General features: G+C 66.8%; 12 protein-coding genes and 1 tRNA gene. 11 read left to right on the forward strand and 2 right to left on the reverse strand.

Features of this window, described 5'->3' with window-relative positions:
* Positions 1-7 precede the first annotated feature (7 nt).
* The 8 genes from mtnA (at position 8) to AB1411_11400 (ending at position 6,941) form a co-directional block, all read left to right on the forward strand.
* The gene (gene mtnA, locus AB1411_11365) at positions 8-1,039 is read left to right on the forward strand and encodes an S-methyl-5-thioribose-1-phosphate isomerase (GenBank protein ID MEW6544198.1); all 1,032 of its coding nucleotides are present in this window, start codon (positions 8-10) and stop codon (positions 1,037-1,039) included.
* 100 nt (positions 1,040-1,139) lie between these two features.
* Complete coding sequence (gene ndk / locus AB1411_11370) at positions 1,140-1,562, forward strand: nucleoside-diphosphate kinase (protein ID MEW6544199.1); 423 nt, start codon at positions 1,140-1,142, stop codon at positions 1,560-1,562.
* A gap of 8 nt (positions 1,563-1,570) precedes the next feature.
* The gene (locus AB1411_11375) at positions 1,571-3,130 is read left to right on the forward strand and encodes a tetratricopeptide repeat protein (GenBank protein ID MEW6544200.1); all 1,560 of its coding nucleotides are present in this window, start codon (positions 1,571-1,573) and stop codon (positions 3,128-3,130) included.
* A gap of 138 nt (positions 3,131-3,268) precedes the next feature.
* Complete coding sequence (gcvH, locus tag AB1411_11380; protein ID MEW6544201.1) at positions 3,269-3,658, forward strand: glycine cleavage system protein GcvH; 390 nt, start codon at positions 3,269-3,271, stop codon at positions 3,656-3,658.
* On the forward strand, positions 3,655-5,082 hold the full coding sequence (gene lpdA / locus AB1411_11385) for a dihydrolipoyl dehydrogenase (GenBank protein MEW6544202.1): 1,428 nt from the start codon (positions 3,655-3,657) through the stop codon (positions 5,080-5,082). Before gcvH ends, lpdA begins: the two co-directional genes overlap by 4 nt.
* Before the next feature lie 44 nt (positions 5,083-5,126).
* Entirely contained in the window at positions 5,127-5,552 is a 426-nt protein-coding gene (locus AB1411_11390) for a helix-hairpin-helix domain-containing protein (GenBank protein MEW6544203.1), read from the forward strand.
* Complete coding sequence (tyrS, locus tag AB1411_11395) at positions 5,549-6,775, forward strand: tyrosine--tRNA ligase (protein MEW6544204.1); 1,227 nt, start codon at positions 5,549-5,551, stop codon at positions 6,773-6,775. The genes AB1411_11390 and tyrS overlap by 4 nt, the downstream gene beginning before the upstream one ends.
* Positions 6,776-6,866: 91 nt before the next feature.
* Positions 6,867-6,941: transfer RNA gene (locus AB1411_11400), tRNA-Gly, on the forward strand.
* Positions 6,942-7,127: 186 nt separating this feature from the next.
* Here AB1411_11400 and rpmB read toward each other — a convergent pair.
* Entirely contained in the window at positions 7,128-7,319 is a 192-nt protein-coding gene (gene rpmB, locus AB1411_11405) for a 50S ribosomal protein L28 (protein ID MEW6544205.1), read from the reverse strand.
* 114 nt (positions 7,320-7,433) lie between these two features.
* Here rpmB and recG point away from each other — a divergent pair, with 114 nt between their 5' ends.
* The 3 genes from recG to AB1411_11420 all read left to right on the forward strand — a co-directional run bounded on the left by recG (position 7,434) and on the right by AB1411_11420 (position 11,456).
* A complete protein-coding gene (recG, locus tag AB1411_11410; GenBank protein MEW6544206.1) occupies positions 7,434-9,941 on the forward strand; it encodes an ATP-dependent DNA helicase RecG in 2,508 nt (835 codons plus the stop codon).
* A 222-nt stretch (positions 9,942-10,163) separates the two neighbouring features.
* A complete protein-coding gene (locus AB1411_11415) occupies positions 10,164-10,487 on the forward strand; it encodes a hypothetical protein (protein ID MEW6544207.1) in 324 nt (107 codons plus the stop codon).
* 9 nt (positions 10,488-10,496) lie between these two features.
* Positions 10,497-11,456, forward strand: coding sequence for a Ppx/GppA phosphatase family protein (locus AB1411_11420; protein ID MEW6544208.1), 960 nt, complete (start codon positions 10,497-10,499; stop codon positions 11,454-11,456).
* Positions 11,457-11,524: 68 nt separating this feature from the next.
* On the opposite strand, the gene AB1411_11425 is transcribed toward AB1411_11420, so the two are convergent.
* Entirely contained in the window at positions 11,525-13,027 is a 1,503-nt protein-coding gene (locus AB1411_11425) for a hypothetical protein (GenBank protein ID MEW6544209.1), read from the reverse strand.
* Between the last annotated feature and the right edge of the window lie 20 nt (positions 13,028-13,047).

A 13,047-nucleotide genomic window follows, 5' to 3' on the forward strand; every position in this document is an offset into this window, starting at 1 on the left:
GTTTTTTATGGTGCCGACGGTTGAATGGAAGGACGGGGCGGTCCGGCTGCTGGACCAGAGCCAGCTCCCCGGCACGGTCGAGTTCCTGGACTGCCGGGATTATCAGGCCGTGGCCCGGGCGATCAGGGAATTGAAGGTGCGGGGGGCTCCGGCCATCGGCGTAACCGCGTCCATGGGCGTGGCGCTCGGCGCACAGTCTGTCAAAACGGATAGTTACGATCAATTTTCTCGTGAAGTCCTTGAGATTTGCGCTCACCTGGCGGCCACGCGGCCGACCGCCGTCAACCTGTTCTGGGCGATCGAGCGGATGAAGCGGGTACTGGCCGATTCCAAGGGGCGGCTGGTCTCGGAGATCAAGCACCGGTTGGTCGAGGAGTCCCAGCACATCCTGGAGGAAGACATCGCCATGTGCAAGGCTATGGGGCGTCACGGGGCGTCCCTGGTCAAGGACGGCCAGACGATCCTGACCCATTGCAACGCCGGCGCACTGGCCACGGCCGGCTACGGGACGGCCCTCGGGGTCGTGCGGGCCGCGTGGGAGCAGGGAAAGAGGATCAAGGTCCTGGCCGACGAGACCCGTCCGGTCCTGCAGGGGGCCAGGCTGACGGCCTGGGAGTTGATGCAGGACGGGATTCCGGTCACGCTGATCACCGACAACATGGCCGGGGCCTTGATGCGGCAGGGGCTCGTGCACCTGTGCGTCGTGGGCGCCGACCGGATCGCGGCCAACGGCGACGTGGCCAACAAGATCGGCACCTATTCGGTCGCGGTGCTGGCCAAGGCTCACGGGATTCCGTTCTACGTCGCGGCGCCCCATTCGACGATTGACCTGGCGACCCCGTCCGGACAGCAGATCCCGATCGAGCAGCGCAACCCGGACGAGGTAACCACCCTGTTCGGCAGCCGGCCGGTCGCGCCGGCCGGGGTCGCCGTCCTGAACCCGGCCTTCGACGTGACTCCTGCGGACCACGTCACGGCCATCGTCACCGAGCGTGGCATCTTCAAACCGAGCGAGCTGGCCGAGGGATTCCGGGCGTAGTGCCCCTGGCCGTCTCCTTGAACTGCCGGGCGGCATCCTCTAGAATGCCGCCTCGGTCCAGCCGGATCGGTCAACCTCGAAAGGAGCGCGCGGAGCAACGATGGCGGAACGAACCCTTGCGATCATCAAGCCGGATGCGGTCAAGAAGAACGTGATCGGCGACATCATCAACCGATACGAACGGGCCAGCCTCAAGCCGGTCGCCGTGCGCATGATGCGGCTCTCCAAGCCGGAGGCGGAGGGCTTTTACGCCGTGCACCGGCAGCGGCCCTTCTTCGGCAGCCTGACCAGCTTCATGTCTTCCGGTCCGGTCGTCGTCCTGGTTCTGGAGGGGGAGGAGGCGATCAAGCGGCATCGGGATCTCATGGGGGCCACCGATCCTGCCAAGGCGGAGCCGGGCACGATCCGGGCGGCGCACGGCACAAACATCGAGTACAACGCGGTGCACGGGTCGGATTCCCCCGAGACCGCCCGGTTCGAGATCGGCTACTTCTTTTCCGAAATGGAGTTGGGAGCGTCCTGATCCAAAGGATGGGCGCCGACGGTCGGCGCGCAGTCGTCGTGGCCGAGGGGGCTGACCGTCACCGGCTGAGCGCGATGATGCTGTTCTTCTCGATTCGCTCCGCCGCCCATCGTCGCCCACGCGATGGGAAGCGAGGCCGAGCCTGTCGCACGGCCGGCCTGTTCCTGGCGGTCCTCCTCTTCCTGACCGGCTGCACGACCGCCAGACCCTCCGCTCCGCCCAAGATCCCTCAGGTCCAGGACCCGGCTCGCGCGGTCCAGAGCAGGCTGCTGCAGGAGGCGCAGGCCCACCATGAGCAGGGCCGTTACGACGCGGCGACCCGGTCGTTGCAGCGGCTCATCAAATCCTATCCCGGCTCTCCTCTGATCCCCCAGGCCCATTGGTGGCTCGCCCGCTCGTACGAGCAGGCGGGCGCGCTCGCGGACGCCTTGTCCGAATATCGCCTCGTGAGTCAGACGACTCAGGAGGCCGAGCTGGTCCGTCACGCGAAGGAGCGGATCGCCGAGCTGGAGCTGGTGCTCCCAGGCCAGCCAGCCGGCCAGCTCCTGCCGGGACCGGCGAACGGTCAGGTCGCGGTCCTGGTCCCCTCGGGGCTCGTGCCCTCGGAACCGCAGCTCGACGACTGGGTCAAGGGGCTCGCTGAAGCGGGCGTCACGGCTCTGGTTGTAGAGACGGAAGATCTCGGACGGGGAAACGGAGGAGTGACCTTCCGTACCGACTGGGCGCCGGTGGCCCACGATGTGGTCGGCCAGGTGGTGCCGGCGGCCCATCGGCACGGGCTTGCCGTCTGGGCCTCGATGGCCTTGCGCCGGATAGGCCGGGTGGGGGATCGGGCCGCCCGATCCGATTGGGCCGACCGGATCTACGATCCGGCGAGCGGTAGGCTCCTCCCTTCCGAGCTGCTCGACCTCTTCCATCCGGCGTATCAGGAATATCTCACGGCGCTGTTGGCGGATCTCACCGCCGCCGGGATCGACGGAGTGCTGTTCACGGCCTGGGCGCCGGGAGCGGCCGAAGGGCTGAGCCAGTTTGCGCGCAAAGGTTTCGAGCGGGATTTCGGAATCGCGCTGGATGAAGGATCGCTCCGTCTCCTGATGTCGGGCGGTCCCGGCGGAAGGCGGCAGGAAGTCCTGCCCGACTACTGGCGGTGGACCGGCTGGAAGGCCCGGGCCACGCTCCAGGTGGTGGAGCGTCTGATGCGGGCCGTCCGCACCCGCACGCCGGCCGTCCGGTTTGCCGTTCAGGTTCATCCGGAAACGGTGACGGATCCAGTCGCGGCGCTCGTGGACTACGGCGAAGATCTTCTGGAGGCCAAACGGCTACGGTTTGATGCGTATCTGGTCGGGCCGGCCAGTCCCGGTTCCGGCGCGGCTGAGCCGCCGCCGGGAGACCTGGTGCAACGGACGGTGGCCCTGATCGGGGAGGCGCAACGGATCTGGGTCGTCGGGACGCTTCCCGAGTCCGAACCGGATCGAGTGGGCGACCGGATCAGGCAGCTCGCGGGCAGCGCCCCGTCAGCCAATGGAACCGGACGTTTGTACGTGCTGTCCGCCCGGACCGTTCCTTGACAAACCCCCCCTGCTGCACTACGATCCCGAAACATTTTTTGGAGCAGTCAGCCGTCGGCAAAGCCCTTTGATCGTGGCTCTTGCTCCTGGCTGAAAGCTAATTGCTGAAGGCTGAAAGCTTGCTGAAGAGAGGAGATCATGGAGCCGACCAATCTGCGGTATCATGAAGAACATGAATGGATTCGCGTGGAGGGCGGGCAGGCGACGCTGGGGATCAGCAACTTCGCCCAGGACGCCCTCGGAGACATCGTCTTCATTGATTTGCCGAAGCCCGGTGCGACCGTGACGGCCGGGCAGCAGATCGGCGAAGTGGAGTCCACCAAGACGACCTCCAGCATCTATACGCCGGTCAGCGGCACGGTGGTCAAGATCAACCAGGACCTGAAGGACCATCCGGAAGTCGTCAACAGCGATCCGTACGGCAAGGGCTGGATGGCGGTGATCGAGCTGATCGATCCCTCGCAGGTGGACAAGCTCATGACGTCCGCCCAGTACGAAGCCTTTCTCGCCTCGCAGAAGAAAGCGTGACCGATCGGAAGCACATCGCCATCGTCGGGGCGGGGCCGGGCGGCTACGTCGCCGCGATCCGGGCCGCGCAGCTCGGGGCCCGGGTGACCGTGGTGGAGAACCAGGCGCTGGGCGGAGTCTGTCTCAACTGGGGCTGCATTCCCAGCAAGGCGCTGCTGGCGGTGGTCGAGCTGGGAGACAAGGCCAAGAAGGCGGCGGAGATGGGGCTCAACCTCGGCGGGCAGGTCGGCTATGACCTCGCCCGGATGGTGGCCCGGAAGAACCGGGTGGTGGAAGGGCTGGTCAAGGGCATCGCGACGCTCTTCAAGACTTGGGGGGTCGAGCATCGGGAAGGGACCGGCGAGCTGCTCGACGAGCGGACGGTGCGCGTGACGGGACGCGACGGGGCCGAGAGCCACATCCAGGCGGACGCGGTGATCGTCGCGACCGGCTCCTCCTGGCCGAACCTGCCGCTCTTTCCCATCGACGGGCAACGGATCATCACGAGCAAGGAGGCGCTCGATCAGACGACGATTCCCGAGAGCCTGCTCATCATCGGAGCCGGCGTCGAAGGCTGCGAGTTCGCCGCGCTGTACAGCGGGCTGGGCGCGAAGGTCACGATGGTGGAGCTCCTGCCCCGGATCCTTCCCTTGGAGGACGAGGAGATCGCGGCCCTCATGGACCGCGAGCTCAAGAAGCGGGGCGTCGTCGTGCAGACCGGCACGACCGTGGAGAAGGTGGAGCGTCGGGACGCGGGGATCGCGGCGGTCCTGAAGGACGGAACGGCCGTGCAGGCGGAGAAGCTCCTCGTGTCGGTGGGCCGAGGATTCAACTCCAAGGGGATCGGGCTCGAAAGGGTGGGCGTCCAGCTCGGAACGCGCGGCGAGATTCTCGTCAACGACCGGTTGGAGACCAACGTGCCGGGCATCTATGCCATCGGCGACGTGGTCGGGAAGGCCATGCTTGCCCACGTGGCGTCCGCGCAGGGGAAGGTGGCGGTCGCGAACATCCTGGGGCGGCGGCGCGAGATCGCCTACCAGGTGGTGCCGGCCGGCATCTTCACGCTGCCGGAGATCGGCCGCGTCGGACTGACCGAGCAGCAGGCCCGCGAGCGGGCCGGGAAGCTCGGCCTCAAGCCGGAGACGGACTTGAAGATCGGCCGGTTCCGCTACCAGGGGCTGGGCAAGGCGCAGGGGACCGGGGACACCACCGGCCTGTTCAAGATCGTCACGGACGGCCGAACGGGCGAGATTCTCGGCGTGCACATCGTGGGCGGCCACGCCGCTGACTTGGTCCACGAGGCCGCGCTGGCCATGCAGCTCGGCGCCAAGGCGGAGGCGGTGGCGGAGATGATCCATGCCCATCCCACGCTGGCCGAGGGAATGATGGAAGCGGCCGAGGACGTGAACGGCCTGGCCATCCACCTGGCGCGCAAGCGCCTGTAAGCCGTCGGCCGTCGGCTCTCGGTCCCGATCGCTGAGAGCAGGCTGTGGTCCGGTCCCTCCTGATCAAGCTCGGAATCCTAGCGGTGGCCGCGGTGCTCGTGGTCTGGATCGGCTGGCCGCAGCAGCAGGACGATCCGGTCCCGCCGCCGGTGCCTCCCTCGGCTGCCCAGCCGGGCGGGGAGGTTCAGGCTTTGGCTCGGCAAGAGGCGTCACCGCGGCCTTCCGCGCTGCTTGACCTCAACCGGGCGACGGCGGAGGACTTGCAGCGGCTGCCCGGGATCGGGGCGGTCCTGGCCCGTCGTGTCGTGGAGTGGCGCACGGCCCACGGGCCGTTTCGTGCCGTCGAGGAGTTGAACAGCGTGAAGGGCATCGGGTCCAAAAAGCTGGAGCGGATCAGGCCGCTCGTAACGGTCGGCCCACAGGCACCGGGTCTCAAAGGTTCCCGTCGGGCGAGCCGGGAGGGAGCGTGAGCGAGCTTGCGAAACAGATGGAGCTGATCCTCCGCGGTTCGGTGGAGGTGATCCAGCCGAGCGAGCTGGAGGCCAAGCTGGCCCGGTCGCTCAAGGAGAAGCGTCCGCTACGCATCAAGGCCGGGTTCGATCCGACGGCGCCGGACCTCCACCTGGGGCACACGGTGCTCATCCACAAGCTCAAGCACTTCCAGGACCTCGGGCACGAGGTCCTCTTCCTGATCGGCGATTTCACCGGCATGATCGGCGATCCGACCGGCGTGTCCGAAACGCGCGTGGCACTGACCAAGGAGAAGGTCCTCGAGAACGCCAAGACCTACGAGCGGCAGATCTTCAAGATCCTCGATCGCCAGAAGACGAAGGTCGTGTTCAACAGCCAGTGGATGGGGGCCATGAAAGCCGAGGACTTGATCCAGCTCGCCGCCCATTACAAGGTGGCGCGGATGCTGGAGCGGGAGGACTTCCACAAGCGCTATCACGAGCAAAAGCCGATCAGCATTCATGAGTTCCTGTATCCCCTCGTCCAGGGCTACGATTCGGTCGTCCTCAAGGCCGACGTGGAATTGGGCGGCACCGACCAGAAGTTCAACCTCCTGGTCGGCCGGGATTTGCAGCGGGACTTCGGGCAGGAACCTCAGGTGGTGCTCACGATGCCCTTGCTCGAAGGGACGGACGGGGTCCGGAAGATGAGCAAGAGCTTCGGGAACTACATCGCGCTGGAGGATCGGCCGGCGGACATGTTCGGCAAGCTCATGTCCATCAGCGACCGGCTCATGCTCCGATACTACGAGTTGTTGACGACCGACGATCTCGCCAAGGTCAAGAGCGCCCATCCCATGGAGGCCAAGCAGAGGCTCGCCGAGCAGATCGTGACCCGCTACCACGGGGCGGAGGCGGCCAAGCAGGCCAGGAGCGAGTTCGTTCACAAGTTCAGCGAGAAGGAATTCCCGGACGAGCCGGACGTCAGGGTGACGTTACGTGTAGACGATATGCGAGAGAAGGACCTCAGAGAAGGCAGCAGCATTCGACTCATAGAGCTCATAGCGAAAACCAAACAGGTCTCAAGTAAGAGTGAAGCTCGACGACTAATCGTCCAAGGCGGGGTCGAGGTTGATGGCAAGAAAGAAATCGATCCGGACAAGCTCGTCACTTTTATGCTGGGGCAACAGCGTCGTCTCAAGATCGGCCGTCGGAAATTCGCCACGGTGGAGTATCAGGCGTAAGGACGAGAACGTCGGCGTTCTCTGCCCTTGACTTGGTGGGGTTGCCGGCGTAGGATTCGCTTCGACTCTTCCCCCACATCAGATATCGAGAGCGGGTGTAGCGCAGTGGTAGCGCAGCGGCTTCCCAAGCCGTCGGTCGCGGGTTCAAATCCCGTCACCCGCTCCATACCAAACTTCGTTTGAGCCGCCCGCTTCGATCAAATGCGGGCGGAGAGGCACTTTGCCTCCAGTGGATTTGGCTCGCTCGGCGTGAGCGTCCCCGTAAAAGTTCACAGGACCCGGAGGCGCGGTTCGCTTCCAGGTCCTTTTTCTTTTGTCGGGGCTTGCAGGGAGAACCGAAAGGGGAGAGGGGTTAAACGGCCTTCTTCACCAAACCGGAGCGGAGGCAGCGGGTGCAGACCCGGATGTGCTTGTGGGCTCCGTTCACCAGCGCCCGGACCCGTTGCAGGTTCGGGCTGAAGACCCGCTTGGTCTTGTTGTTGGCGTGACTGACGTTATGGCCGCTCTGGTGCCGCTTGCCGCAGAGGTCGCATGAGAATGCCACGGTCGAAACTCCTTGTTGGTCCTGCCTGAACCGGTCCTCGTTGTCTCCAAACGGGGCCCATGCTACCATACGCCCGCCTTGCCTGACAAGCCTCCTCCCATCGGCCAGACGAGCATGGAGCGGCTTCGGTCCATCGTGCAGCTTCTCTCCCGTCCCATCGAGTTCGCCAGCCGCGACGCCTATGCCCACCTCGCTCAGGTGAAGAATCTGGGTCCCTTCGTGTCCCGCCAGGTCGTCCAGGCTCTGGCGGCGCGTGTCTATCCGCCGGCGGTGGAGACGGATCTGCTCGCCCTGCGCCAGCTCTTTGCCGACTATGACCGGATCGCCGACGCCGACGAGCGGAAACGGCGCCTGGCCGGAGCCCGCGCCATTCTCAACCGGCTCGTGGCGGCGGGGCCGGGACGCGAGACTGTCGGTCGAGGCAGCGCCGCGCCCGCTCGCCCCGTCGCCGCGCCGGATTTGTGGAACCTCCCGATCCGCTACGCCAGGGGCGTGGGCCCCAAGCGGGCCCTCCTGCTCGAACGGCTGGGAGTGCGGACGGTCGAGGATGCCCTCTGGTTCCTGCCCTGGCGGTACGAGGACCGGTCGGTCGTCACGCCCATGGACAAGCTTGCGCCGGGGACCAGGGCGACGGTCTGCGGGATCGTGCGCAGCAGCACCGTGAAGCGGACTGCCCGGCGCGGCATGACGGTCCTCGAGGCGGTTGTCGAGGACGCGGCCGGGGGGCTGACGGTCGTGTTCTTCAACCAGCCCTATTTGGACAAGGCGCTGAAGCCCGGCGTGCGGGTCATGTTGAGCGGGCCCGTGTCCGCCGGCCGGAGGGGATGGACGGACCTCCGGATGGAGGTGCCCCAGTATGAAGTGCTGGACGAAGAGGACGAGACGCCGCTGCACGTCGGGCGGATCGTTCCGATCTATCACGAAACCAGGGGGCTGACGTCACGACAGCTCCGGACGGTGCTCAAGGGCCTGCTGGACCAGTACTTGGGCGGAGTCGGAGAGTTGCTGCCCGATCACGTTCGGGCGAAGCTCGGGCTGCCTCCGATCGGCACGGCTTTGCCCGACGCGCACTTTCCTCCGACCGGCTCCGATCCGGTTGCGCTCGACCGGGGGACGACGCCGGCGCACCGCCGGCTGGCCTTCGAGGAGTTCTTCGTGCTGGAGCTGGCCCTGGCCGTCCGGCACCGGTCGGTCAAGGAAGAGGTCAAGGGGATCCGGTTCGACATCCAAACGCCCCTGGTCCGGCGGTTGCGGGATCTGCTGCCGTTCCGGTTGACCGGGGCGCAGGAGCGGGTGCTGGGCGAGATCCAGCGCGACATGGCCTCGCCGCGGCCGATGAACCGCTTGATCCAGGGCGACGTCGGCTGCGGGAAGACGATCGTCGCGCTCGCTGCGATGGTCACGGCCTGCGGGTCCGGCTATCAAGCGGCGTTGATGGTGCCGACCGAGATCCTGGCGGAGCAACATTTCCTGAATCTGCGGACCCTGCTCCAAGCCCTGGGGCTGGAGATCGCGCTGCTGAAGAGCGGAGGCGCTCCCAAGGCTCGGGCGGCGACGTTGCGGCGGATCGAGACCGGAGAGGCGTCCGTCGTGATCGGCACCCATGCGCTGATCCAGAAGGGCGTGCGGTTCGCCAAGCTCGGGCTCGCGGTGGTGGACGAGCAACACAAGTTCGGGGTGCTGCAGCGAAAGACGTTGCTGGAGAAGGGCTACCATCCGGACGTGCTGGTGATGACCGCCACCCCGATCCCTCGCACCCTGGCCATGACGATCTACGGCGACCTGGACGTCTCGGTCATTGACGCGCTCCCGCCCGGGCGGAAACCCGTGCGGACCTGGCTGTTCGCAGACGGGCAGAAGCGCCGGGCCTATCAGCTCCTGCAGGACGAGGTTCGGGCCGGACGGCAGGGCTATGTCGTGTATCCGCTCGTGGAGGAGTCGGAGAAGGTGGACCTGCAGGCGGCGATGCAGGCGGCCGAGCGGCTGCAGGCCAGGGAGTTCCGTTCGGCCCGGGTGGGGCTGTTGCACGGCCGGATGAAGGCGGAGGAGAAGGATCGGACGATGGCGGCCTTCAAGGCCGGAGAGATCCAGGTTCTGGTCGCCACGACCGTGGTGGAGGTGGGAGTGGACGTGGCCAACGCCACCGTCATGCTGATCGAGCATGCGGAACGGTTCGGGCTCGCCCAACTACACCAGTTGCGCGGGCGGGTGGGCCGGGGCCCGCTCCAGTCGTACTGTCTGCTGGTGAAGTCCGGCCGAGGGAGAGACGTGCCCGCTCAGGCCGGGAAGAGCGTGGGGCGGCGGGCTTCCGCCGACCCCGCCGCGTCTCCGGCGCGCCGCCGCCTCGAGGCGCTGGTGCAGTCGAGCGACGGCTTCGTGATCGCGGAGGAGGACTTGCGCATCAGGGGGCCGGGAGAATTCTTCGGGGTCCGGCAGTGGGGCGCCCCGGAGTTCCGGGCCGCCAACCTGATCCGGGACGGGGTGCTGCTCGAGCAGGCGAGGCGGGAAGCCTTCGCGCTGCTGGCCGCCGATCCGGGCTTGAGCCAGCCGTCCCATCGGGCGTTGCGGGAGACGATGCTCCGCCGGTGGAAGGACAAGCTGGCCCTGGGCTCGGTGAGTTGATGCGCGGGTCCTGTCGCCGACCACCCCGGCTGTCCTCGCGCCACCCATCCCCCCGTGGGATCGAGTTGCCATGCGGTGTCCCGTGGGCTGAGTTGTGCCTAGCCACTTCTATGCGTCCACAAGCTACTCGCCCCTTCCGCTGCGGGCAGCCGGGGTCCCTGGTCGGTGCCACCCGCTTGTTTTATCCGAGTCGCAGGGCTTAGAGAGGAAAGGAGTGGGAACATGGGAGTGCTGCAGCGGATCAGACACGACCTGAAGACGGGCTGGGCCACCTTGCGCTATGGCACGGCCCGGGCTGCCAGCCGCGCGCTGGAGGAGGCGGAACTGTTGCGGCTGCGGCTTGAGGTCCGGAAGCTGGACGATCGGATGAAGGAGCTTTGCCGGGAGATCGGGGAACGGGCGGTCGAGCTGCATGAACGGGGCGAGCCGACTGGGCAGGTCCTGGCGGACTTCGAGATCGTCCGGGCCGCGGAGCGGGTCCATGCGTTGAAAGGCGAGCGGGCCAAGTTGCTCGCGGAGATGCAGGAGACGAGACTCTCCGGCTGACCGGTGCCGATGCGGGAATCTCCAAAATCCATGGTGCTGGCCGGCGTGGACATCGGCACCCTGACGTGCCGGTTGCTGATTGCCCGGGTGGGGGCCGAGGGCCGGCTGTCCGAGCTCCATGCGCAGCGGCAGGTGCTTCGGCTGGGCGAAGGGCTGGCGCGCGGGGGCCGGCTGAAGCCCGCAGCCATGGCGCGCGTGATCGCGACGCTGGCCAGGTGGCGTAGGATCATCGAGACCTACCAGGTGGACGGGGAGGCGGTCGTGGCGACCAGCGCGGTGCGGGAAGCGACCAACCGGGAGGAATTCCTGGCGAAGGCCAAGCAGGAAGCCGGGTTTTCGGTGGAGGTGATCAGTGGGGAGGAAGAGGCCCGGCGGACCATGCTCGGCATCCGGTCCGGGCTCCCCAAAGGCGTCTCGGCGATCCTGGGCCTCGACATCGGCGGTGGCAGCACGGAGTTCATCCTGGACCGGCCGAACCGGCCTCCGGTGATCCGATCCATCGAGATCGGGGTGGTCCGCCTCACCGAACAGGCTCTGCTGCACGATCCGCCGACGGCGGAGGAGATCGCCAGGGCGAGCGAGGCGGTCGTCGTTGCGGCGGATTCCGTGCGGCCGGTTCTGGGAGATTTGCACGGCACGACCTTCGTCGGGGCCGCCGGCACCATCACGACGCTGGCCGCCATGGCTCTGGGACTGTCGGCCTACGAAGGGGCCAGGATTCACAACTACCGGCTGGAGCTGGAGACGGTGCGTCGGCTGGAGCGCGAGTTGCTCAGCCGATCCAAGGCGCAGCGCCGCGGAACGCCGGGGTTGGAGGCAGGCCGGGAGGACGTGATCGCAGCCGGGACTCTCATCCTGCGCGGGGTGATGGAGCGGTTGGGCTATGAGGCCTGCCTGGTCAGCGACCTGGGGTTGCGCGAGGGGATCGTGCTGGATCTGGCAGTACGACTCCGGGAGCGTGATCAGTGATGAGTGATCGGTGATGGGGAGAGCGCAGTCTCGCCTGTCACCCATCACCCTTCACGCTTCACCGGCTGTCACCGTCCCTGCGAGTACCAGCGGAATCCTTTGGACACCTGGTAGGTGGGGCGGAGAGCCGCACCCGGCTTTTCCAGGAGCAGGACCTTGAAGTCCCAGAGGCCGAACCAGGCTGGATCAATGATCTCGTGATAGTGGCAGCCGAGCAGCTTCGGCAGCAGGTCTCCCAACGTCTGCTTCAGCTCTCCCTCCGTGTAGGCGCGGATCGCGAACGGCTTGCCTTGCGCCGCACAGAAGCGCTGGATCGTGTAGGCGGCGCCGGTGCAGAGGACCTTCGTGTCCGGCCGGATCACGAGGAACTGGGGCAGCGCCGAGTACCGGTCTTGAAAGCCCAGCCAGCGGGCGGCGTGACGCAGGTGCTGGTACTGGACTTCATACTCCGTGTGTCCCGGCAGCTTGACCGGAGCGGGCCACCCCTTCTCGATCCCGAATTCGACCAGGATCGCCCGGCCGCCCGGCTTCAGGACCCGCCACAGCTCGCTCAGAAACCGAATGGGACCCAGGTTGAAGATGAAGGTCTCCGGCAGGTCGTCGCCCAGCGGGAGCCGTATCCGACGGATCCAATCGAGGGCTTCCTGGTGCAGCGCCGTCTCCCCCTTGCCCGCTTCGACCTCGCGGCGGGTCAGTTGCACGGGCGTCATGTCCGCCAGATTTTCGTTGTCAACGATCAGGTCCACGCTGGCCGTGCGCAGGGGCAGCCACTCCGCGTGGGCCTGGGTGCCGCAGGCGTGCCAGCCGGCCTCCCGCGCCAGGCCCAATTGGGAGCGCAGGAACGGGCCGGTGAGGTCCAGGAACAGATAACGCATGCCCAGCTTTTCCGCCGGGAAGAGCTCCGCGGCCATCTCGCGGGCCAGGTACCCGAGACCACCCCCCACCTCCACGACGAGGCGCGGTTTCGGGTTCCACCAGCCGAGTCGGCGCAGGTGCTTCGCCAGCAGCCGACCGTAGGTCAACCCCTGCAGGGCCTCGCAGGGCTCCCGAAACAGATGGGAGACGGTGGTTTCGATCTGGTCGAAGTGCCCTTCCTGGGTCTCGATGTCGTGCAGGTGAAACTCTGACAGGTGCTCCGCCCCCTCGAAGCCCTGGCGGCCGGACCAGCCCTCGCGGATCTGTTGCAGGAGCAGGTCCCACTTGGCCTGGCTCCGGTGCGCGTTCGGCGGTTCCGATCCGTAATAACAGAGGGAGTAGCGGGGCAGCGGCCAGCGCTCCAGGTGCCAGCGCCCGGTCTCTCCGTCCGGTCCGCAGACCCACTTGCCGAACTTGTCCAGGAGCCAGCCCACCGTCGCCTTGCCGTCCATGGCCGTGAGCAACTCCATGCCCATGCGGTTCAGGCGCACCAGCGGCAGGTGATCGTCCAGCGGCGCGAGCCACCATTCGTCCGGCTCGTGCTGGTAGACCACCATGTCCGGCGTCCTCCAGACCCGCAGGCCCAGCACGTCGCCGGCGAGGTCCAGAGGTTCCTGCGGGGCGGAGGCCGGGTGACTCGGTGCGCGCTCGGTCATCAGACGAAGGGTACACGAAG

Source organism: Nitrospirota bacterium, assembly GCA_040757595.1.
Taxonomy (GTDB): Bacteria; Nitrospirota; Nitrospiria; order Nitrospirales; family Nitrospiraceae; genus JBFLWP01.